This window comes from uncultured Megamonas sp. (assembly GCF_958438645.1).
GTDB lineage: Bacteria > Bacillota > Negativicutes > Selenomonadales > Selenomonadaceae > Megamonas.
Map to the genome: position 1 here is coordinate 70,589 of NZ_CAUBSM010000002.1, position 24,021 is coordinate 94,609.

Annotated in this window: 21 protein-coding genes; 4 read left to right on the forward strand and 17 right to left on the reverse strand. The window is 30.9% G+C overall.

Annotated elements, in window-relative coordinates; genetic code table 11:
* Window positions 1-22: 22 nt before the first annotated feature.
* Window positions 23-1,441, reverse strand: a complete 1,419-nt coding sequence (locus tag Q5I67_RS02330; RefSeq protein WP_302486227.1) for a sugar porter family MFS transporter — start codon at window positions 1,439-1,441, stop codon at window positions 23-25.
* 29 nt (window positions 1,442-1,470) lie between these two features.
* A complete protein-coding gene (gene xylB / locus Q5I67_RS02335; protein WP_302486228.1) occupies window positions 1,471-2,994 on the reverse strand; it encodes a xylulokinase in 1,524 nt (507 codons plus the stop codon).
* A 351-nt stretch (window positions 2,995-3,345) separates the two neighbouring features.
* On the opposite strand from xylB (Q5I67_RS02335), the gene Q5I67_RS02340 reads away from it, so the two are divergent.
* Entirely contained in the window at window positions 3,346-4,833 is a 1,488-nt protein-coding gene (locus Q5I67_RS02340) for an L-fucose/L-arabinose isomerase family protein (RefSeq protein WP_302486229.1), read from the forward strand.
* Window positions 4,834-4,911: 78 nt separating this feature from the next.
* Entirely contained in the window at window positions 4,912-5,487 is a 576-nt protein-coding gene (locus Q5I67_RS02345) for an AAA family ATPase (RefSeq protein WP_115152230.1), read from the forward strand.
* Window positions 5,488-5,554: 67 nt separating this feature from the next.
* On the opposite strand, the gene xylB (Q5I67_RS02350) is transcribed toward Q5I67_RS02345, so the two are convergent.
* The 10 genes from xylB (Q5I67_RS02350) to Q5I67_RS02395 all read right to left on the reverse strand — a co-directional run bounded on the left by xylB (Q5I67_RS02350) (window position 5,555) and on the right by Q5I67_RS02395 (window position 16,268).
* Window positions 5,555-7,087 carry a xylulokinase gene (xylB, locus tag Q5I67_RS02350; RefSeq protein WP_302486230.1) on the reverse strand — a complete coding sequence of 511 codons (1,533 nt, stop codon included), beginning with the start codon at window positions 7,085-7,087 and terminating at the stop codon, window positions 5,555-5,557.
* A gap of 74 nt (window positions 7,088-7,161) precedes the next feature.
* A complete protein-coding gene (locus Q5I67_RS02355; RefSeq protein ID WP_302486231.1) occupies window positions 7,162-7,851 on the reverse strand; it encodes a D-lyxose/D-mannose family sugar isomerase in 690 nt (229 codons plus the stop codon).
* Between the two features lie 5 nt (window positions 7,852-7,856).
* Window positions 7,857-8,909 (reverse strand): aldose epimerase family protein, encoded by a 1,053-nt coding sequence (locus Q5I67_RS02360; RefSeq protein ID WP_302486232.1) that lies wholly within the window; start codon window positions 8,907-8,909, stop codon window positions 7,857-7,859.
* 61 nt (window positions 8,910-8,970) lie between these two features.
* Entirely contained in the window at window positions 8,971-10,059 is a 1,089-nt protein-coding gene (locus Q5I67_RS02365) for a PTS fructose transporter subunit IIC (protein ID WP_302486233.1), read from the reverse strand.
* Window positions 10,060-10,074: 15 nt separating this feature from the next.
* Window positions 10,075-10,386, reverse strand: a complete 312-nt coding sequence (locus tag Q5I67_RS02370; RefSeq protein ID WP_302486234.1) for a PTS fructose transporter subunit IIB — start codon at window positions 10,384-10,386, stop codon at window positions 10,075-10,077.
* Between the two features lie 98 nt (window positions 10,387-10,484).
* Window positions 10,485-11,354, reverse strand: coding sequence for a ketose-bisphosphate aldolase (locus Q5I67_RS02375; protein WP_302486235.1), 870 nt, complete (start codon window positions 11,352-11,354; stop codon window positions 10,485-10,487).
* Window positions 11,355-11,398: 44 nt separating this feature from the next.
* Window positions 11,399-11,857: a PTS sugar transporter subunit IIA gene (locus tag Q5I67_RS02380; protein WP_302486236.1), complete on the reverse strand. Its 459-nt coding sequence runs from the start codon at window positions 11,855-11,857 to the stop codon at window positions 11,399-11,401.
* A gap of 13 nt (window positions 11,858-11,870) precedes the next feature.
* Window positions 11,871-13,628: a PRD domain-containing protein gene (locus Q5I67_RS02385; protein WP_302486237.1), complete on the reverse strand. Its 1,758-nt coding sequence runs from the start codon at window positions 13,626-13,628 to the stop codon at window positions 11,871-11,873.
* Between the two features lie 203 nt (window positions 13,629-13,831).
* Window positions 13,832-14,815 (reverse strand): Gfo/Idh/MocA family protein, encoded by a 984-nt coding sequence (locus Q5I67_RS02390; protein ID WP_302486238.1) that lies wholly within the window; start codon window positions 14,813-14,815, stop codon window positions 13,832-13,834.
* Window positions 14,816-14,828: 13 nt separating this feature from the next.
* Window positions 14,829-16,268, reverse strand: coding sequence for a PLP-dependent aminotransferase family protein (locus Q5I67_RS02395; protein ID WP_302486239.1), 1,440 nt, complete (start codon window positions 16,266-16,268; stop codon window positions 14,829-14,831).
* 114 nt (window positions 16,269-16,382) lie between these two features.
* On the opposite strand from Q5I67_RS02395, the gene pdxS reads away from it, so the two are divergent.
* Complete coding sequence (gene pdxS / locus Q5I67_RS02400) at window positions 16,383-17,264, forward strand: pyridoxal 5'-phosphate synthase lyase subunit PdxS (protein WP_302486348.1); 882 nt, start codon at window positions 16,383-16,385, stop codon at window positions 17,262-17,264.
* A gap of 6 nt (window positions 17,265-17,270) precedes the next feature.
* Complete coding sequence (gene pdxT, locus Q5I67_RS02405) at window positions 17,271-17,846, forward strand: pyridoxal 5'-phosphate synthase glutaminase subunit PdxT (protein ID WP_302486240.1); 576 nt, start codon at window positions 17,271-17,273, stop codon at window positions 17,844-17,846.
* A 55-nt stretch (window positions 17,847-17,901) separates the two neighbouring features.
* Here pdxT and Q5I67_RS02410 read toward each other — a convergent pair whose 3' ends face one another.
* From Q5I67_RS02410 to Q5I67_RS02430, 5 genes are all read right to left on the reverse strand, one after another.
* On the reverse strand, window positions 17,902-19,131 hold the full coding sequence (locus tag Q5I67_RS02410; protein WP_302486241.1) for an ATP-binding protein: 1,230 nt from the start codon (window positions 19,129-19,131) through the stop codon (window positions 17,902-17,904).
* Window positions 19,132-19,339: 208 nt separating this feature from the next.
* Complete coding sequence (locus tag Q5I67_RS02415; RefSeq protein ID WP_302486242.1) at window positions 19,340-20,854, reverse strand: phosphomannomutase/phosphoglucomutase; 1,515 nt, start codon at window positions 20,852-20,854, stop codon at window positions 19,340-19,342.
* 40 nt (window positions 20,855-20,894) lie between these two features.
* Complete coding sequence (gene recQ, locus Q5I67_RS02420; protein ID WP_302486243.1) at window positions 20,895-22,661, reverse strand: DNA helicase RecQ; 1,767 nt, start codon at window positions 22,659-22,661, stop codon at window positions 20,895-20,897.
* Entirely contained in the window at window positions 22,651-23,535 is an 885-nt protein-coding gene (locus Q5I67_RS02425) for an NAD(P)-dependent oxidoreductase (RefSeq protein ID WP_302486244.1), read from the reverse strand. Before Q5I67_RS02425 ends, recQ begins: the two co-directional genes overlap by 11 nt.
* A 20-nt stretch (window positions 23,536-23,555) precedes the next feature.
* Entirely contained in the window at window positions 23,556-24,011 is a 456-nt protein-coding gene (locus Q5I67_RS02430; protein ID WP_008539465.1) for a metal-dependent hydrolase, read from the reverse strand.
* Window positions 24,012-24,021 lie beyond the last annotated feature (10 nt).

Consider the following 24,021-nt stretch of genomic DNA (forward strand, 5'->3'; position numbering starts at 1 on the left):
AGGATAACTCATCAAAATTTAATTAACAACCGATATCTTTTAATTTTTTACCTTCCATGAGGTTCTGTTCAATTTTTTCTAATGTTACACCTTTTGTTTCAGGTACATAACGCATTGTTAAATATACAAATAAAGCATTCAATGCTGCATAGAGCCAGAAAGTCATTGTAGAACCTAAAGTATCAAGTAAAGTTAAGAATGTAGCACCGATTAAAGTACAAGATAACCAGTTAGTCATTGTAGAGCAAGCAATACCAAAATCACGGCTCTTAAGTGGTTGAATTTCAGAACATAAAATCCATACAACAGGACCTGCACCAAAACCAAAGCCAATAATTGCTAAAATTACCATGCCAGCAGATAAGTAAGGAATCCATGTAGATGTATTTCCACTTTCTAAACCAAAGAAGCAAAGACCTAAAACAAATAAGGAAACAGCCATTATAGCAAAACATCTAGATAATGCTGGTTTACGACCAGATTTATCAACAGTGCCAACAGCAATAAATGTTGCTAAAACGAATACAAGACCATTGACTACAGTACCTATCATCTGTTCTTCTGTAGAAGAGAAACCTGCAATACTTAAAATTTTTGGAGAATAATACATAATGATATTGAAGCCTGTGAGTTGTTGCATAAATTGAAGTAATACACCTAAAAATACTGCACGACGAACATTTTTATTAGCTTTGAATAATTCCCAACCAGCTTGTTTTACTTTTAAATTTTCTTTAATATCATGTAATTCAGTTTTGGCAATTTCAACATTAGTATGCATAGAACTCAATACATTAGCAGATTCTTGGAAACGACCTTTAGAAGCAAGCCAACGAGGACTTTCAGGCAATGCTAATACACATAAAATAAGTGCTACTGCTGGAATAGCAATGACCATGAGCATAGCTCTCCAATCACCAGTATAACTAAAATAAGTATCAGATAAGAAAGCTACTAAAATACCTACTGTAACCATTAATTGATAACCAGAAATAATACTTCCACGAGCATCTTTGTCTGACATTTCAGCTAAATACAATGGAGCTGTATAAGATGCTATACCTACAGAAAGACCTAAAATCAAACGAGCACCAATGAGCATTTCTACACTTGTTGCCATACCAGAACCAATACAACCCACAATAAATAATGCAGCACCAATCATCAAAGATTTTTTACGACCAATTCCAGAAGATAATCTTGAAGCAATAATTGCCCCAATAGCTGCACCTACCATCATAGAACTTACTACCCATTCTTGTAGACGACTTGTAAGTTCCCATTCTTTGGCAATAAATGGTAAAGCTCCAGAAATAACCCCTTGGTCAAGACCAAATAATAAACCTGCCATACCAGCAACTACAAATACGAAAATTCTTACAAATTTCACACGACTTGCTGATGTCGTTTGAAATGCTACTTCAGATTTTATTGTTCCCATTATTTACTCTCCTCTTAAATATATAAAATTTATAACTTAGCTAAATCCTGATAACAACCTTTTAATTGCGCATATACTTTCTTGTATAAAGCATGTCCTTGTTTATAATATTCACTTTCTTCTTTTATTGGACTGCAATTTGTTCCTGTTTTGATAAATTCATCACAAGCAGATACTACATCTTTGAAAATTCCAGCTCCTACACCAGCTAAAATAGCTACCCCTAACGCTGGACCTTCTTCAGAAGTCAATGTTTTTACTTCACATTCAAACATATCTGCAAGCATCTGACGCCATACTGGGCTTTTGCCACCGCCACCACATGCCATCATTTCATCTACTGTTACACCCATTTCTTTCAAAATGTCATAACAATCACTAAGTGAATATGCTACACCTTCCATGACTGCTCTCATCATATTTTCTTTTGTATGAATTGCAGATAAACCAAAGAATACACCTCTACAATTTGGATCAAGATGTGGTGTTCTTTCGCCCATCAAATATGGCAAATACATCAATCTATCACTGCCACATGGAATTTTTGCTACAGCTTCATTCATGAGTACATATGGATCTTTTCCTAATTCTTCTGCTTTTGCTTTATAATTATCAGCTATATTATCGCGGAACCATTTCAGTGATAAACCTGCTGCAAGTGTTACACCCATTACATGCCAACAACCTGGTACTGCACAACAAAAAGTATGTACTCTACCTTTTGGATCAATACTTAATTTATCTGTATGTGCAAATACTACGCCGCTTGTACCAATTGTAGTGAAAGCTTTACCGTCTTTTACAATACCAGTACCAATAGCTGCTGCCGCATTATCTCCTGCACCACCTACAACTACTGTATCAGTGCTAAGTCCTGATAATTTAGCAAATTCATCATTGATATGCCCTGTTACTTCTGGAGATTCATATACTTTTGCCAATAATTTTTTGTCTATATCAAGTTTTGCTAAAATCTCATCTGACCATTGACGTTTTGGAATATCTAATAATTGCATTCCACTTGCATCAGATACTTCTGTTGCATACTCACCTGTCATGCAAAAACGTACATAATCTTTTGGTAATAAAATATGTTTGCATCTTGCATAATTTTCTGGTTCATTATTTCTAACCCATAAAATTTTTGATGCTGTAAATCCTGTCAATGCTGGATTAGCTGTAATTTCTATCAATCTTTCAGCTCCAACCTTAGCAGTGATTTCTTCACATTCTTTTACTGTTCTTTGGTCACACCAAATAATTGAAGGACGAATTACTTCATTATTTTCATCAAGCATTACTAGCCCATGCATTTGACCAGATAAACCTACGCCTTTTACATCTTCAGGATTAATTTTAGATTTTGCCAAAACTTCTTGAATTGTATGTAAAGAAGCATTATACCAATCTTTTGGATTTTGTTCTGCCCAACCATTTTGTGGTTGATACATTGGATATTCTTCTGAAGCTGAAGCTATAACTTTCATAGTTTCATCAAATAATACAGTCTTTGTCGCTGAAGTACCTATATCTAAGCCTAATAAATATTTCATTATTTACCGCCTCTCTTTTGTGCTTAAGCACATTTGTTGTTTTTAATATATCATCTTTGAATTTATCCGTCAATATTTATTTTTATAATTTTTCAGATTTTTTTAATATATTTTTCTATTTTATTATAAATAAGTAAAAATATTATTTTATCAATATTTTACACAGAAACATTTCTTTTATAAAAAGACGACTTTTCTATTAAACTATTATTATAAATTTTCTAAAAAATTTTTATTGACAAAAACATCACTACATGGTATTCTTTAATTGTTCTTGATTGTGCCTAAGCACAAAAACAAAATAATAAAATAGTAAATATATTAGTGTATATATAAAAGGAGAGTATATTCATGTTTAATAATATTCCTAATGTAAAACTTGGTATCATTGCTGTAAGTCGTGATTGCTTTATCGTTTCTCTTTCTGAAAATCGTAGAAAAGCAATCGTTGAAGCTTACACTAAACAATATGGCGATATTTTCGAAGCTCAAACTGTAGTAGAAAATGAAATCGATATGCTCAAAGCAGTTGAAGAAGTTAAAACTGCTGGCTGTAATGCTTTAGTTGTTTTCTTAGGTAACTTCGGTCCAGAAACTCCTGAAACTTTAATTGCTCAAAAATTCGATGGCCCTGTAATGTATGTAGCTGCTGCTGAAGAAACAGGCAAAGACCTCATCAATGGTCGTGGCGATGCTTATTGCGGTATGCTCAACTGCTCTTACAATCTTGGTCTTAGAAAAATCAAAGCATTCATTCCAGAATATCCTGTAGGTACTGCTGATGAAATCGCTGAAATGATCAACGAATTCAATCCTGTTGCACGCGCTTTAATTGGTGTAGCAAATCTAAAAATCATCACTTTTGGCCCTCGTCCACAAGATTTCTTTGCTTGCAATGCTCCAATCAAACCACTTTATGATTTAGGCGTAGAAATCGAAGAAAACTCCGAACTTGATTTACTTGTTTCTTATAAAGAACATGCTGATGACCCACGCATTGATGATATCGTTAAAGATATGGCTGAAGAAATGGGCACAGCTAATCCATATCCAGATCTTTTAAAACGCATGGCTCAATATGAATTAACATTACTTGATTGGGCTGAAAAACATAAAGGTTCTAGAAAATATGTAGTATTTGCTAATAAATGCTGGCCTGCATTCCCATCTCAATTTGGTTTTGAACCATGCTATGTAAATAGCCGTCTTGTATCTCGTGGTATTCCTGTTGCTTGTGAAGTAGATATCTATGGCGCACTCAGCGAATATATTGGTACTTGCGTAAGTGGCGATGCTGTAACTCTTCTCGATATCAACAACTCTGTACCAAAAGATTTATTCGAAGAAGATATTGCTCCAAAATATAAAAACTATACTCTCAAAGATACATTCATGGGCTTCCATTGCGGTAATACTCCAATGTGCAAACTCGCTAAAGGTGCTATCAAATATCAGCTTATCCAAAATCGTTTACTTGAAAATGGTGGCACTCCAGATATCACTCGTGGTACTTTGGAAGGCGATATTGCTCCAGGTAAAATCACATTCTATCGTCTCCAAAGCAATGCAGCTGGACAATTACGCTCTTATATAGCAGAAGGTGAAGTATTACCTGTTGCTACTCGTTCCTTCGGTGGTATCGGTATCTTCGCTATTCCTGAAATGGGTCGTTTCTATCGTCATGTACTCATTGAAAAACAATATCCACATCATGGTGCTGTAGCATTCGGTCATTATGGTAAAGCTTTATTCAGTATCTTCAAATTCTTAGGTGTTGAAGATGTAGCTTTCAATCAGCCAAAAACTATGATGTACCCAACAGAAAATCCTTTTGCTTAATTAAAGATAAATATAATAAATAATAATAAAGAGCATCTACTTTTGTAGGTGCTCTCTTATAAATAGGAGGATTATTTCATGAGTAATTGTATTATTACTATTGGTCGTCAATATGGTGCTGGTGGTCGTGAAATCGCTGAAAAATTAGCTAAACAATTACAAATACCTTTATATGACCGCAAACTTGTAGCATTTATTTCTGCTCATCTTGAAAAAGGTGTTTCTCTTGATGAATTAGATTTAACATATGACAATCTCTATGGCAGTGTTTCTCCATATGAAACTATGTTTGCTGATTTGAATGTAGAAGACGATAATTATTTATTCACTCCACAATCAAAAGCTATCAAAGCACTTGCTGAAAAAAATTCTGGTATTTTTGTCGGTCGCTGTGCTAATTTCATTTTGAAAGATGTAAAAAATGCTCATCACTTCTTTATTTGTGCAGATGATGAATTCCGCAAAATAAGAGGCACTAATGTTTATCATAAAGATTTAGCTACATTAAAAAAAGAAGATGCTAAACGTGCTTCTTACTACAATTATTATACAGGTTCTACATGGGGTGATTGTGCAGATTATGACATGATAATCAATGTAGGTCGCTGTGGCATAGATAAAGCTGTAGAATTAATTGCTAATTACATTAAATAATTAAATAAATCGCTAACAACTTTCTTTAAAAATATAACTTATCTAAAAAAGCTAGTACAAAATTGTACTAGCTTTTTTTCAATTCAGCTAAATCCTGATAACAATCTTTTAATTGAGCATATACTTTCTTGTATAAAGCATGTCCTCGTTTATAATATTCACTTTCTGCTTTTATTGGACTGCAATTTGTTCCTGTTTTGATGAATTCATCACAAGCAGATACTACATCTTTAAAAATTCCAGCTCCTACACCAGCTAAAATAGCTACCCCTAATGCTGGACCTTCTTCAGAAGTCAATGTTTTTACTTCACATTCAAACATATCTGCAAGCATCTGACGCCATACTGGGCTTTTGCCACCGCCACCACATGCCATCATTTCATCTACTGTTACACCCATTTCTTTCAAAATGTCATAACAATCACTAAGTGAATATGCTACACCTTCCATGACTGCTCTCATCATATTTTCTTTTGTATGAATTGCAGATAAACCAAAGAATACACCTCTACAATTTGGATCAAGATGTGGTGTTCTTTCGCCCATCAAATATGGCAAATACATCAATCTATCACTGCCACATGGAATTTTTGCTACAGCTTCATTCATGAGTACATATGGATCTTTTCCTAATTCTTCTGCTTTTGCTTTATAATTATCAGCTATATTATCGCGGAACCATTTCAGTGATAAACCTGCTGCAAGTGTTACACCCATTACATGCCAACAACCTGGTACTGCACAACAAAAAGTATGTACTCTACCTTTTGGATCAATACTTAATTTATCTGTATGTGCAAATACTACGCCGCTTGTACCAATTGTAGTGAAAGCTTTACCGTCTTTTACAATACCAGTACCAATAGCTGCTGCCGCATTATCTCCTGCACCACCTACAACTACTGTATCAGTGCTAAGTCCTGATAATTTAGCAAATTCATCATTGATATGCCCTGTTACTTCTGGAGATTCATATACTTTTGCCAATAATTTTTTGTCTATATCAAGTTTTGCTAAAATCTCATCTGACCATTGACGTTTTGGAATATCTAATAATTGCATTCCACTTGCATCAGATACTTCTGTTGCATACTCACCTGTCATGCAAAAACGTACATAATCTTTTGGTAATAAAATATGTTTGCATCTTGCATAATTTTCTGGTTCATTATTTCTAACCCATAAAATTTTTGATGCTGTAAATCCTGTTAATGCTGGATTTGCTGTGATTTCTATCAATCTTTCAGCTCCAACTTTATTTGTGATTTCTTCACATTCTTTCACCGTTCTTTGGTCGCACCAAATAATTGAAGGACGAATTACTTCATTATTCTCATCAAGCATTACTAGACCATGCATTTGACCAGATAACCCTACACCTTTTACATCTTCAGGATTTATCTTAGATTTTGCCAAAACATCTTGAATTGTATGTAAGGAAGCATTATACCAATCTTTTGGATTTTGTTCTGCCCAACCATTTTGTGGTTGATACATTGGATATTCTTCTGAAGATGAAGCTATCACTTTCATAGTTTCATCAAATAATACAGTCTTTGTTGCTGAAGTACCTATATCTAAACCTAATAAATATTTCATAAAAATTACCCCTTTAATATACAATAAACTATCTATAGTAATATATTAACTATAGATAGTTTATTTTTAAATAATTAATATGTTATATAATCTTTATAATCCTTAAACATTAAATATTTCAATTCTTCATCTTCTTCAACATCAGGAATACGTGCTTGAGCTTTATAAAAACGATTATCTTTAGTATCATCATTCGTTGTAGATACTTCAAATAAAGCGATATCTCCCGTACCTTCTACACCTTGCCATTGATGATATTGATATGGTTTTAAAGTTACACTTTGACCTGGTTCTAAAAAAATTTCTCCACCTGCAGGAATTATAATATTTTTACCATCTACAGTTACTTCTACAGGTGTATCTGAAAAGCCCTCATTTTCATCAGCATTATATAAAGTTAATTTTAAAGTACCACCACCACGATTTATAATATCTTCCATTTTATACCAATGAAAATGAAATGGTAAAATCTGACCATCTCTAACAAATAATAATTTTTCACAATAATTTTTAGGATACTTATCTTTTAAATTAAAATTACCATTTCTAAAAGTGAAAACAGTAAGACCTACATGCTCAAAATCATTTGTACCAAAATCAGTAATATCCCAACCTAACATATTATCTACTATTTCTGCTTCATCTGCTGTCACTTTTTTCCAATCTTCAAGTGTATAAAAAGCAAATGGTGGCAAAGGTATTTTAAAAAATTCTGCTTTATCAATTGTATAATCTATGATTTTATTAATTTCTGATCTTTTCATTATTATTATCCTTTCTCTAAACTAAATCTAAATGTAGTTCTACTACTATATGGTTTATCTGGAGTAATTATAATTTTATCTATTTCTTTTGTATTAACTATATCTGGTAATTGTTGAGTTTCTATTGTTATACCTTTATATTTTTTTAACTTATGTGATTCTAAATCATAAGGTGTATCAACTTTATTACAAGAATAAATAATTACAGCATCTTCAGTGGTATTCACATCCACTCGTATTCCTGTCTTATTTTCTTTTAAAGAAATATCATTTATAGATTTTTTATTTAATTTAAACGCATGATCATAACCAGCACTTACGATTTTTTGTTGTTCATGAGTATTCATCCCATATAATCCTACTTTTCTAAACTCTTTAAAATTAAAAACCTTTTCATCATCTACATTTAAAAACTCCCATGTTGGTAAAGTTTTTTCATCAACAACTGCTATTTCATCAGCATCAATCTTTAAATAATGATCCTGAATTGTATCATTACTCTTACTACCTAATAAATTAAAATACATGTGATTTGTCATATTACAAATAGTTTTTTTATTTGTTTCCACAAAATAATGTATCTCTAAAATATTATCATTATCCAAACTATATTCAACTAATACAGATAAATTTCCCACGAACCCCTCATGTTCCTTATCTATTAGTCTTAATTGTAATATAGATTTTCTACTATTTTCTTTAATACTTACATTCCAAAAACAATGATGAAATCCTGCTGTCCCGCCATGTAAATGTCTATCTTCTTCATTTTTCTCCAACTTATATAAATTACCATCCAATTTATAAGTTCCATTACTAATACGCCCAGCAATTCGTCCAATAATTGCACCAAAAAACATTGGATTATTTTTATACAAAGATATATCTTTATATGCCAATATTCTATTATCTTCTATTCCATTTTTATCACAAAATAAAATTTTATTAATAATACCCCCATAATTTAATATTGAAACTTGCATTCCATTTATATTTTTTAAATTATATTGATAAACATCCTTATTATTAAATTTTGCAACTTTTTCTTTATTAATCATCTTACTAATCCCATTAAATTAATGGTGTAAGTATTGAACTCCAATACTTACACCTTATAAATTAACCTGAAATTTTAATACTAGATAAATCTAATTCTTTTTCATTTTCTTCATCTTCAATTATATCTTCTGCAGGTTTTCGTTTCAAAAATTGTAATAATACAGCAAAAACACAAGATCCTGCAAATAAGCTCAATAGCCAATACTCAGGATTAGCTATTCCTGGCAACGCAAAGAACCCTCCAGCTGGAACAGTTGACGCACATTGAAAATACATAACTAAGGCTCCATCTACTGCAGCTCCTGCAGCTGTACAAATAGTAATACGAACTAAATCATTTAATATTATTGGATAGGAACCTTCTGTAATTTGACAACATCCCATTAAAAATGCTGATTTCAAAGCATCTACTTCTTGTCTAGAGAATATATTTCTTTTTATTACCTTACTTAAAAAATATCCAATAGTTAATCCAAATGGTGCTATCATTGATGCTGAAATTAAAATAGATATGGGTGTACCTATACCCTGTGTCATTAATTGCATAACAAACACAAATACTACTTTATTAATTGGCCCACCATAATCAATTGCAGATAAAATACCTATTACTAGTCCTAAAAATAAAATTGAACTTCCATTTTGTAAACTATTTAATAAATTAAATACACCATCTGTTATTGCTAATATTACTATTCCTACTATATATTCCATAAATAAACCAATAATAATAGTTGTTAGTAATGGCAATATCAATTGAGGAACAATACCTTCCATAAAACTAGGTACTTTTATTTTTTTCTTTAAATAATTTACTAAATATCCAGCTAAATAACCAGTTAATAATCCCCCTAAAAAACCAAAACCATTTGCTTTACATAAAAGGCCTAATAAGAATCCTGGAGCTATACCTGGTCTATCTGCGATAGAATATGCTATAAAAGTTGAAATAAATATTGGTAATAATCCTAAACCATCCCCACCCAAAGTTGTTAAAGCATCTGGAATAGAAAATCCTGCTCTATAATCTGTAATTGTCTGTCCACCAAAAATATTACCAATTACCATTAGCATACCAGCAGCACAAACATATGGTATCATATAAGATATTCCTGTCATTATATGTTTTCTTATTTGCAAAGAAGCCATTATTCTCACTCCTTTTTATTTTCTGACAATTTCTTCTACTTTTTTAATCAATGCAGTCGGCGAATGTACTGCTATTTCTGTTGGTATTTCTATAATTTTTTTACCATTAAAACGTTCTTTTCCTTTTATTTGAATATCTATTGCTAAAATAACAACATCTGCATTTTTTATATTTTCAGTAGTTAATTCATCTTCAACACCAATTGTTCCTTGTGTTTCTATTTGAATATTATGTCCCGCTTTTTGTGCTGCCTGCACTAATTTTTTCTTGGCAATATAAGTATGTGCTATTCCTGCTACGCATGCTGCAACTCCAACGATGTTCATAAAAATCTCTCCTCTTAATAAATTATAAATTTACTTATTTTTTTATAATTCACAATAGCATGATAATCATGCTATTGTGAATTCCTATAATTATAAAATTAAAGTTTAAAACATTTTACTTTATCTATATCATTAAATAAAGCCATTTTTTCTTCAATAGTATCTCTACACATTCTAATACAAGATGGATAAATTACATTTGGTTCGCGTTCAAAACCTTTTTCATTTAAATATTTTTCTACACCCTTCATAAAACTATATTTAATATCACTAGAAATATTAATTTTACAAATGCCACGTTTTACAGATTCTGCAATTTCATCATCAGCATTACTAGAACCACCATGCAAAACCAATGGAATATCTATAGTATTTCTAATTTCTGTTAATAAATCTAATTTTAATTTAGGAACAAATCCTTTTGGATAAATACCATGTGCTGTACCAATAGCAATTGCTAATGAATCAACATCTGTTTTTTCTACAAAAACTTTTGCATCTTCTGGTTTTGTATAAATAATTTCTGTTGTACCACCTTCGATAGAATCTCCAGTTGTTCCAATTGTTCCTAACTCTCCTTCAACAGATACACCTACAGAATGAGCAATATCTACAACCTTTTTTGTTAATGCAATATTTTCTTCAAAAGGTAAATGAGAACCATCAATCATTACAGATGTAAAACCCAATTGAATTGCATGAATGCATTGTTCATATGTAGCACCATGATCAAGATGTAATACCATTGGCACTTTACTATGATTAGCTTCATAAATTACACTACTAATAAAACTATCACGCAAAAAACTTAATTCATCTGGATGAATTGCCATAATTACTGGTGCTTGTTTTTCTTCTGCACTTTCCATCATTGCTGTTAACAATTGACCTGTACCTGCATTAAAAGCAGGTACTGCAAATTGATTTTTTTGAGCAACATCTAACATTTCTTTCATTGTGATTAACATAATAAAATTCCCCTTTATTTATAAATTTATTTTATTTAATATATTTATTCCATTTCTTGAGATAACAATCTTATTATTTCCTTCTTATCCTGTGTTGTAAGCAACTTTTCTAAAGTTTCATCATCTGCTAATGCCATTGCCACTTGAGATAACAATTTTAAATGTACAGTTGTTTTATCTACATTTCTTACTGCAAATAAAATTACTACATGTACAGGTTTATTATCTGGAGATTCCCATAATAAATTATTATTTGTTCTTCCAAAAACAATAGACGTTATTTGTACTGCATCTGATTTACCATGAGGAATTGCTATATGATTTCCTAATCCAGTTTGACCTTCCTTTTCTCTTAGATAAACATCTTTTATAAACAAATCCTTGTTTATAATCTTTTTTTCCTGATATAATTTTTCAGTCAATTCTTTAATTGCTTCATCTTTAGTAGTAGCTTTCATATCTAAAACAATTAAATTTGTATTTAATACCTCTTCTATATTCATAATCTCACCTCTATCAAATATTATTTAATATCCAATTATATAAAATTAATATCTTTTCATTAGAAAGATTTTTTTCTTTTACAAAAACATCTATAGTATAATTATTACTTTCTATATCATTTCTTAAAAAAATATCTGTTTCTAATTTGTTACTTTTATAAAAATTTATATTTATTATAGATTCTATTTGAATACTTTTAAAAAATATACTATTTCTTATAAGATCATTTAATTTTTCTTTATTTAATAAATTTATAGTATTTAATTTTTTAACATCATTTTGAACTGGAATTGTTTTTATAAAAGATTCTCTGATACGTCTTTCATCTGTTTTATTAAACAAAGCACTTACATATGCTATAGGTTTATCTATATTTATTTGTAAATGTACTGTTGATATCACTAAATCTACTTTTTTCAAAGATAATACTAATTCTAATTGTTTTGCAGAAACTACATCTACTATATTCCATTCTGGAAAATAATTTTTTATTCTTTTTTCTAACAAATGGGATGTTCCTATCCCGCTAGAACAAACAATTATAACAGATTTTCTATTTATAACTTCTTCTATAGCACTTTGAAAATATACTGTTAAATATGCTATTTCATCTTCACTAATTTCAGATAAATTATATTTTAATTCTATCTTAGACATAACTAATTTTAATAAAATCATTAGTTCGGGAAATTCTAATTTTACTTCATCCAAAATAGGATTTTTTATAAAGATTTTGTATTTTATACGATTTAACATTGGTCTCAAATGTAATAATAAAGCTCTATATAATTCATTATTAAAATGAAATTTTATTGGAAATATACATAAACAAGATTCAATAATCTCATCTGCTATTTTTTTTACATATTCATCTTCAATAATCTCAAAATCTTTATTTTCTTTTAAACCACCTGACGATGTCAAATATCTATATAAATAAAAAACCTCTGCATTATTTAATTTTACCTCAAATGTTTCTTCTATATCTTTTGCCATCCTTAATGAAGCCTCATAAAAGTTTCCATTATAAGATTTATTTTTTAAATCTAATTCAAAATAAATAGTTTTATCTCTTTTTATTCTATTTATCAAAATTAAAATATGTGTTACCAAATTAATATAATATGGTTCAGTTATTTTATAATTCAAAAATACTTCTATTTTCTCAATTATTTTTTCTATCTTTTTTATATTTTCATTTCCAAAATGTTCTTCTAATTCTTCTAATGTAGCATTATCAATACGAGAATATACTTTCTTTATTGAACTATTATAATTTATCATTTTATTCAATATATCTACTAAAGCTTTTCTAATATCAGTCTCTTCACCTATCAATTTAGTTCCAGATATATCTTTTTTTAACTTTAAATTATATTGATTAAGTTTTTCTTCAATTACCTTAAAATCATTTACTATACTAGTTTTACTCACAAAATAATTATCTGATAATGATTGTATAGATAATTTATTTCCATCTAATAAATCATATAAGATTTTCATTCGCCTTTGCTCTGTTGTTAATTCTAATTTTCTTGGCACTTCTTCTAATAAATTATTCACTATATTCTTGTTTTCATTAGATAATCGTATTCCTTTGCCAGATATTTTTTCAATTTTTATATTTTGTTCTTCAAAATATTTTAAATCATTTCTAATTGTTTTATCTGAACAAGATATTTTTTTAGCAAAATATCTAACAGGTCTAAAATCATTAAGCTCTATTAAATATTGTAGAAGCTTTTTTTGTCTATATTGTAAATTCTTCATTTTAAGCTCCTCCTATCTTGTTTCTGATATCATAATATCATTTCTAATATTATTCTAAAATACCAAAACATTTCCACAATTCTTTAATAATTTTAGTATACTAAAATTACCACATTCAAATATAGAAATAATAAAAACACTTTATATCAATATAAATAAATTTATTGATATAAAGTGTTCTTATTACAATATATTTATCTCCATCAAATATTAAATTCTACTTTGCCACTTATTCTAGCTTGTTCTAATACTTTCATGACATTTAAGCTATGTTCTAATGTTTTATAACAAGTAGCTAAATCTTGCTGTTTAAATATTTCTGTGAAGGCTACAAATTCATTGACCATACGATGATTGTATTTTTCTTTATTTATCAAGATTTCTTCTTCGCCTTTTTTATGGACTTTAATTAATGCACATTCATTCGGTGCACCTACTAATTCCATATAACCTTTTTCGCCTTGAAATACGATTCCACTGATACTTTCAGAGTCTTTGGCTGCACTACATACTACTGTGTAATCATCATAATCTAATAATGCTGTACCGGAAATATCTATGCCATTAAAACCAAGGTTTGGTCGATAAATAACTTCTTTTGGTGTACCCAATACCCCTATGACAAAATGTAAATTATAAATATTTAAATCATATAAAGCACCCCCTGCATGTTCAGGGCTAAATGCTGGTGCTACATCTTTATTTAAATATCTATCATAACGGCTAGAATATTGTGCATAATTAGCATGAACATAACGCAATTGACCAATTTGCTCTAAATTTTCTTTTATATATTGATAATTTGATGCGTATAAAATGGTGATAGCTTCAAATAAAAATAAATTTTTAGCTTTAACTAAATCTATTAATTCTTGTGTTTGTTTTGCTGTAATGGTAAAAGGTTTTTCACAAATGACGTTTTTCCCTGCTTCTAGTGCTCTTTTTGTATATTCATAATGAACATTATTGGCTACAGCTACATAAATAAAATCTATTTCACTATCTTCTAGCATTTGATTATAATCTGTATATATTTTAGAAATACTATATTTATTTGCTATTTCTTCTGCTTTTTGTCTGCTTTGTGGTCGACTACATATAGCTACTATTTTTAAATCTTGAATATTTTTCGTAGCTCCTATCATTTCATGTACAATTTTACCATTTCCAGCAATACCTATTTTCATAAGTATTCCCCCTTTAATATTTAGTTATATTATGAATTATTTTTATTCCTGTGTTTATCTCCGCCAAAGATAAAGTGGCAAAACTCAAACGTATTTGTTTATTAGGAGCATTCCGCACAAAAAATGGTGCACCATCACAAATTATTACCCCTTCATCTCTAGCTCTTTCAATAACATCTGTAGCCATCAATCTATCTGGCAAATTAAGCCATAAAGACAATCCCCCTTGTGGCTTTAAATACTTTATATCTCTCGGCAAATATTTTTTCGCCATTCTAAGTGCAAATTCAAATTGCGTCTTATATACACTGCGAATAGAATTCAAATGCTCCTGCCACAATCCTTCACGCAAGTAATAATCAAAAACTCTCTGTGTAAGTCCAGAAGTTGCTATATCTGAAATATGTTTCACATTTAATAACGTTTGTGCCAAAGCCTGAGGCATGATTAAATAAGCAAGTCTTAACCCTGGCATAAAAATCTTTGATAAACTGCGAATATAAATCACTCTATCATCTGTGTCATATGCTTTCAAAGGTATAGGAGGTTTTTCTTGATAGTAAAGACCACTGATATAATCATCTTCCAAAACATATGCATTATAAAAACGAGCCAATCCCATTAAACGGCGACAATTAGCTTTTGTATAAGATATACCTGTAGGATTTTGAATATTTGGCATCACATAAATTAACTTTGGTCTAAATTTCCTTAATTTATTTTCGAGATCAACTAAATCAATACCTTCTTTTGTCAATTTAATATCTATAATTTTTGCCCCGCAAGAGCGAAAAGCTGCTATTGCTCCTGGATAAGTTGGATTTTCTACAAATACAATATCTCCGTGTTTTAAAATAGCACGTGCTACTATATCTATACCTTGCTGAGCACCTGAAATAATCTGTATATATTCTGGTGTAGTATTCACTTTCTTTTTGCCTAATTCCTGAGCAATAGATTCACGAAGTGGCAAATACCCTTGACTATCTTGATATGTAAAAGCATACCCCTTATCTCTTTCTAAAACTTTATTTACCACCTGTTTAAATATTTCAATAGAAATCATCTCTGGATTTAAAGATATTGTACTCATATTTATCACATTATTTTGACCATGCAATATTTTTAAATCATCCGTTAAATCAATAGGAATATAATTATTTTCTTCTAATTCATCTATAGTATTAATTACCTGTTCAGCCACATAACTTCCACTACCACGCTTACTAAAGATAAAACCATTTTTTTCTAATTCTTTATAAGCATTAACTACTGTACTTGGATTTACTTGTAAATTTTGAGCTAAATTTCTCACAGTAGGCAATTTATATCCCGGCGATAATAAATGCTGTTTTATCATCAATTTTATTTGCTCATATAATTGCACATATAAAGGTTCTTTTAAATCTTTATCTAATTGTATCGATACAAATTCAATTAATTTATCCTTCATTCTTGCTATTTTTTTCTCCTTTATCTATAATTTATAAAATTTAATTTGCAAATTTAAATATTGTATTGATACAATTTTATCATTTTAATCAACACACTACAATCAAAGGAGTATATTATGAATAATCGTTACACTTTAAATAAAAACCTCGCACAAATGCTCAAAGGCGGAGTCATCATGGATGTCACCAACGTAGAGCAAGCAAAAATAGCTCAAGAAGCTGGTGCTGTTGCAGTTATGGCACTTGAACGCGTACCTGCTGATATACGTCGTGAAGGTGGAGTTGCTCGCATGTCAGATCCTAAAATGATACGAGAAATTAAAGAAGCTGTTTCTATCCCTGTTATGGCAAAAGCTCGCATTGGTCACTTTGTTGAAGCTCAAATATTACAAGCTATCGGCATTGATTATATTGATGAATCAGAAGTTTTAACACCAGCTGATGACGAAAATCATATCTATAAACAAGATTTTGATATTCCTTTTGTTTGTGGTGCTAGAAATTTAGGTGAAGCACTTCGTCGAATTGGTGAAGGTGCTAGTATGATTAGAACAAAAGGTGAAGCAGGTACTGGAAATGTCGTTGAGGCTGTTCGTCACTTTAGAACTATGCAAAAAGATATTAATAGAGTAAAAGCTGCCACATCTAGTGAGTTAATGCATATCGCTAAAGAAATAGGTGCTCCTTTTGATTTAGTTTGTTATGTACATGAACATGGAAAACTTCCTGTTGTTAATTTTGCAGCTGGTGGTATTGCCACTCCTGCTGATGCTGCCTTAATGATGCAATTAGGTGTTGATGGTGTATTTGTAGGCTCTGGTATCTTCAAATCCGGTGATCCACAAAAACGAGCAAAAGCTATTGTCGAAGCTACTACTTTTTATAATGATCCTGAAAAACTAGCTAAAATATCAGAAAATCTCGGTGAAGCTATGGTCGGTATAGAAATAGATACTATTCCTCAAGAACAACAAATGGCAAAACGTGGCTGGTAATGTGATATGAATAAAATAATTGGTATTTTAGGTATGCAAGGGGCTATTGCTGAACATCAAGAAATCTTATTGCAAATACCACATACAAAAACTCGTATAGTAAAAACAGCCAAAGATTTAGATTGTATTGATGGGCTTATTTTACCTGGTGGCGAGTCTACAGCTATAGGAAAACTTCTTGATTATTTTAGCTTGAAAGAAATTTTACAGCAAAAAATCATTTCAGGTTTACCTGTATTTGGCACTTGTGCTGGTTTAATTTTGCTTGCTAAAAATATTGAAAATCAAACAAATACGCATCTTGCAACTATGGATATAACAGTTAAACGCAATGGCTATGGCTCTCAATTAGATAGTTTTTCTACTAATTTATTAATTCCTACCATAGATAAAAATATTCCTATTCCTTTAGTATTTATTCGTGCTCCCTACATTACTAAAACAGGTAACGATGTACAAATTTTAGCTACTTTAGATAATAAAATCATAGCTGCACGTCAAAAAAATATGCTTGTAAGCTCTTTTCACCCTGAATTAACTTGTGATTTAAGATTTCATCAATACTTCCTTTCTATGATTTAAATAAAAAATTCAATAAAATTTTTCTAATAAAAAAGCAGGAGTAATCCTGCTTTTTTTATTTATTATAAACTTGTCCCAAATAATGTGTTACAAACTGTTGTGCTATTCTGCCTGAACGTCCAGAATGTTCTTTTTCCCATGCACCAGCTTGAATGCGTAATTCTTCTTTGGATAATTCTATGCCATGTTGCTTTAATAAACCATCTACAATATCCAAATATTCTTGTTGGTTTGGTGCCATATAATAGATGATTAAACCAAATCTATCAGAAAGTGAAATAGTTTCATTCAATGTATCACTGCGGTGCATATCATCATCATTTGCCCCTCTATCTTTATAACTTTCCTTAATCAAATGACGACGATTTGATGTAGCATAAATAAGTACATTTTCAGGTTTTGCCGAAGCACCACCTTCAATTGCTGATTTCAAATATTTATATTCCACTTCAAATTCTTCAAAAGATAAATCATCTAAGAAAATGATGAATTTCTTACTGCTAAAATCTCGCAAACGTTCCATAATAACAGGTAAATCAATCAACTGTTCTTTAGTCAATTGCAATAAACGCAAGCCTTGATCAAAAAATGAATTAACTACAGCTTTTACACCGGAGGATTTTCCTGTACCTCTTGCCCCTACAAGTAAAACATTATTAGCAGGTTTATCTTCTACAAAAGCTTTTGTATTTGCCAATAACTCTTGTTTTTGATATTCATAGCCAATTAAATCTTCAAGTTTCATAGACTCAAAATGTTTAATACCAACTAGGCAATCATCATCACTATCCCAACGAAAAGCTCGATAATCTGCCATATCGCCACTGCCAAAAGTTTTATAATAATTAATAAAAACATCTGCTTTATCTTTGCTAGTCTTAGCTTCATTTAATTTAGCCACCAACATATTAAAAGCAGTAGAATGATTAGTATTTGTTGGTTCATAATCATCTAATAAATCACAATCCAAAAGCAAACTAGGTTTTAAAAGCAATACCTTTTCAATCAATTCAATATCATGACAAAAAGCTTGATACAAACTATTACCAATCTTACCGCCAGACTTTTCCACCGCATAAGATACGCAATTACTTTGATGAGCCACAGTATATATAATATATGAACGTATAATATTCCCAGATAAACCTAACTGCTCAGCCTTATTAATTAACTTAGCAGCTACAGCTCCTTTATTTAAATTTTCTCGAGATATAGTTTTTTCTATATCTCTAAAAACATCATCATTAAACAAATCTTGAAATACCAATAAATTATGTAAATCCATAAAAATACTCCTTTCAAATGCGTTTCCTTATAGTTTACAACATTTCAACCAAAAATAAAATACACCCCAAAATATTATTTTATAAACTATGCAAAAGTATCTATAGAGAAAACAACTACAAAACAAAAACCTCGAGAAACATAAAACTACCCTTCTCGAGGTTTTTATTATTGATAATATAAACTTCTGTAATTTTTCCGCTATATTATTATTTATCAAATACAGAGATATCTAATTGGTCAAAACCACTTAATAACTCTTTCATCATAGCTGTGATTTTTGCACAATCACCTTCGCCATTACCTTCTACATTAAGTGGCATATTTGGATCATGTAAAGATTGACGAAGCAATGCCCAACCATTTGCTTCACCTTTAAAGCTAATGCGTACACCTTCATAATTTGGTGTTACAATATGATAGCCTTTTTCTTTTGCACGAGCAGTAAATGCTTCTAAAACTTTTGCCCCATAAGCTTTGAAATCTTCACCTTTTAATTTTAAGCGATATTCTGCTGTTTCAAATTGTGGTTCAAGTTTTTCAATCAAGCTATTTAAAGTTTTGCCTTCTGCTTTAGTTTTAGCTGCAGCAATTAAGAGTTTAACTGCCATATATGCACCATCATCAAGATAATAATTTTCTTTAAGTGCACCATGACCACTTGTTTCAATAGCGAGTGGCGATACTACGCCTTCTTCATTTAAGCGTTTACATTCATTGATTACATTTTTATAGCCACGTTGGAAACGATGATGTTTTAACTGTAATTCACCTTCTAAAAATGCAGTTAATTTATCGGAAGTTACAGAGTCAGTAACAATAGTGGAATTTGGATAATCTTTCACTAAGATAGCAGCCATCATAGCAATGAGTGCATCACGATTTACTTCTTGACCATCGCTAAATACAGCAGACATTCTATCTACATCAGTGTCAAAAATCAAACCTAAATCAGCTTTATTATTAAGCACTGCACCGCGAATAGCATCCATAGCTTCTTTATTTTCTGGATTTGGAATATGATTTGGGAAATGTCCATCTGGATCTAAGTATAAGCTACCTGTAATATCTGCACCTAACTGAGCTAAAACTTTTTGTGCAAAAAATCCGCCAGCACCATTACCTGCATCTACTACGATATGATTGCCTGTAAGTGGTTTATCATAATTGTCTTTGCTGTTGATACCTTCACGGATTTTTGTGCAAAGATTTTCAGCATAAAGAGAAACTAAATCAAATTTTTCTACATTACTAATATCCACTGTTTGTTCAGTCAATTCGCAAGCGATTTTGAGCATATCAGTGAGGTCTTTCTTTTCCATACCGCCATTTTCTGGTTCAAAGAATTTAATACCATTGCGATTAAATGGAAGATGGCTTGCAGTAATCATCATAGAACCATCATATTTTGTTTCTTCATATACTAAAGACATAAACATAGCTGGAGTTGTAGCCATAGAACAATCAACAGCTGTTGCCCCTTGAGCTACAATTGCCATTAAAGCTTGTTGTTTTAACATTGGTGCAGAAATACGAGAATCATGACCTACTGCAATTTTTAATTCACTTGCTTTTTTGCCACTTTTTTGGCTGAGCCATAAAACGAAAGCTTGCACAATGCGATTAGCATATTCTGGTGTCAAAGTAACAGGTTCATCAGCTACACCTTCAACTGCTACTCCTCTGACATCACTGCCATTTTGTAATTTTAAAATTGGATCCATAAAATCTACCCCTTTTTCTCTTAATCTATACTAAATATCTTTACGATATGTAGCTCTTTATCACTGTTAAAAATTCTTCACCATATTTTTGTAATTTAAATTCACCTACACCGCGAATATTTTTCATCAATTCTAAATCAGTTGGTTTATCTGTTGCCATCTGTGTAAGTGTAGCATCAGAAAAAATCATATATGGTGGTAATTTTTCTTTTATCGCTAATTCTTTACGCAAACTACGCAAAGCTTCAAATAATTCACCTTTAGCCTTAGCTTTTTTGACGATTACCATTTTTTGCCAAACCTTTTTTTGACCGCGAAGTACTTGCCATGATAATTCATTCAAAGTAACCACTGGATATTGGCTTTCGGTGATATCTAAATACTGCATAGCACTGAGTCTTAAAATTAAGTCACTGATATCTTTTATCTTTCGCTCTTTCATCAAACCATACGTAGACAAACGCTCAAAATTAAATTGTTTTACCTTCGCACTTTTTGAACCTTTCAAGACTTCTGCTATCATTTTCACGCCGAAGCGTTCATGCATACGATAGACACATGATAAAACCTTTTGAGCATCAATTGTAATATCTATCAATTCGCCTTCTATTTTACAATTACTACAATTATCACAATGTTCTGCTACATCAAATTCACCAAAATAATGCAAGATAAATGCCCTTAGACATTGCGGTGTATGACAATAATCCACCATAGACTGCAATCTCTTATATTCTAATTGCTGGCGAATTTCACTTTCTGTAGATTTACTTATCAGAAATTTTTGAAGCTGTGTATCTTGAGGACTATACAGTAAAATACAGTTTCCTGAAAGTCCATCACGACCTGCTCTACCTGCTTCTTGATAATATGCTTCCATATTTTTAGGCATATTATAATGAATTACATAGCGAACATTCGGCTTATCTATCCCCATGCCAAAAGCATTTGTCGCCACCATGACAGAAAGATTATCATAGAGAAAATCTTCTTGCATTTGATTTCTTTCCTCATCTGTCATACCAGCATGGTATCTGCCTGCTTTAATGCCCTTTATTTCCAATAAAACTTGCAAAGCATCTACATCTTTTCTAGTACCTACATAGATAATTCCAGCTTCATCTTGATGTTTTTTTACATAATCTATGACAAATTTATCTTTTACTTCTCCTCTTAATACGGAAAAGTATAAATTTGGTCTATCAAAACCAGTTACAAATACATTAGGATTTTTAAGCCCCAATAAATTTATAATATCTGTTTTTACTTCTGGTGTAGCTGTTGCTGTAAAAGCACTGATAATCGGTTTAATGCGTAATGAATTAGTAAAATTTAAGATATTACGATAACTAGGGCGAAAATCATGACCCCATTGCGATAAACAATGAGCTTCATCAATAGCTATCATACTAATATTTAAATTTTCAAAACTATTCGGTAAATATTCAGGTGTTAATCGCTCTGGTGCTATATAAATAATCTTATAAAAACCAGCAGATATGTCTTGTAAATCTTTATATAACTGAGCTTTACTGATAGAACTATTAATATATACTGCCGCTATTCCTAGCTGACGCAAACTATCAACTTGGTCTTTCATCAAAGAAATAAGTGGCGATATAACAAGTGTTACCCCTTCAAATAATAATGCAGGGATTTGAAAACAAATAGATTTTCCCGCACCTGTAGGCATAATCGCCACTGTATCATTTCTATTTAATAAACTTTCAACTACTTTTTTCTGCCCTGGTCGAAAGTCTTCATATCCATAAAATTTTTGTAGTATTTGTCTTGCTTTATTCAGCATCATAATATTTCAATAAGGCTTGAGTGCCATTATTTTCATAACCTTCTTTGGCTAATTTTTCATATAGAGATTTTGCCAATTTCAATCCTGGTAAATCTAAATTCATTTCATCAGCTGACTCTATAGCTATTTTCATATCTTTAATAAAATGTTTAATGAAAAATCCTGGTGCAAAATCGCCTTTTAACATTCTTGGTGCTAAATTACTAAGCGACCATGAACCTGCTGCTCCTGTAGAGATTACATCTAATAAATCCTGAGGATTTAATCCACATTTTTTCGCATAAGCCACAGCTTCACAAACACCCATCATATTAGAGGCAATGGCTATTTGATTGCTCATTTTTGCATATTGGCCAGAACCTGCTTTGCCAAAATAGCAAATAGTTTTTCCCATAGCTTCAAAAATCGGCAAAACTTCTTTATAAACTTCTTTATCGCCACCGACCATAATGGCAAGTGTACCATTTTTTGCTCCTACATCTCCACCAGATACAGGTGCATCTAAAGATTTTATTTCATATTTTTGAGCTTCTTGATAAATCTCTTGAGCCAGTTTTGGACTAGAAGTAGTCATATCTATAATTATGCTTTGTGGTTTTAAATTTTTAATTACGCCATTTTCACCTAAATAGATTTCTGCTACATCTTGAGGATAACCTACCATAGAGATAATTACATCTACATTTTTGGCTAAAACTTTAGCACTATCAAACCATTTTGCACCTTTAGCTAATAAACTTTCAGCTTTTTGCTTTGTACGTGTATAAACCATGACTTCATATCCAGCTTTTAAGAGATTATCTGCCATGGATTTTCCCATTACGCCTATACCAATAAAACCAATTTTTAGTTTTTGCATATATTTCACCACTTTCTTTTACCTGAAACTTATTACAACATAAATTTATAATATAAAGCAGCTACACAAATCGTATAACTTATAAAATATTCCCATGAACTGCCCACGCGAAATAATTTTATACCTATTTTTCGCTTTCGCCATATAAGTGGCACCTTGCCACAAATTCCATCTTCAATGATATGAAGTAAAGCGCCTACACAGACAAATATCGGAATTTGTGCTATTTCCCAAAATAAATCTTTTAATACACCAACTTCATGTAAATAAAATAAAATAGCGATTATCGCTAAATAAGGCACTGTCCAATGTGTATTTTGGCGATGCTTTGAACGCCATTTCCAATAAGCTTTGCTTTCTTTTGGTGGTTTACCTTCCAATCTATCTGGCAATACACTGCCAAAAAAACTATATGCTGCATATAAAAAATTTCCTGTTCCTGCAAATACAACTACAGTCGTTACTAATTTATGATTAGCCCACTTCACAAAAATTCTC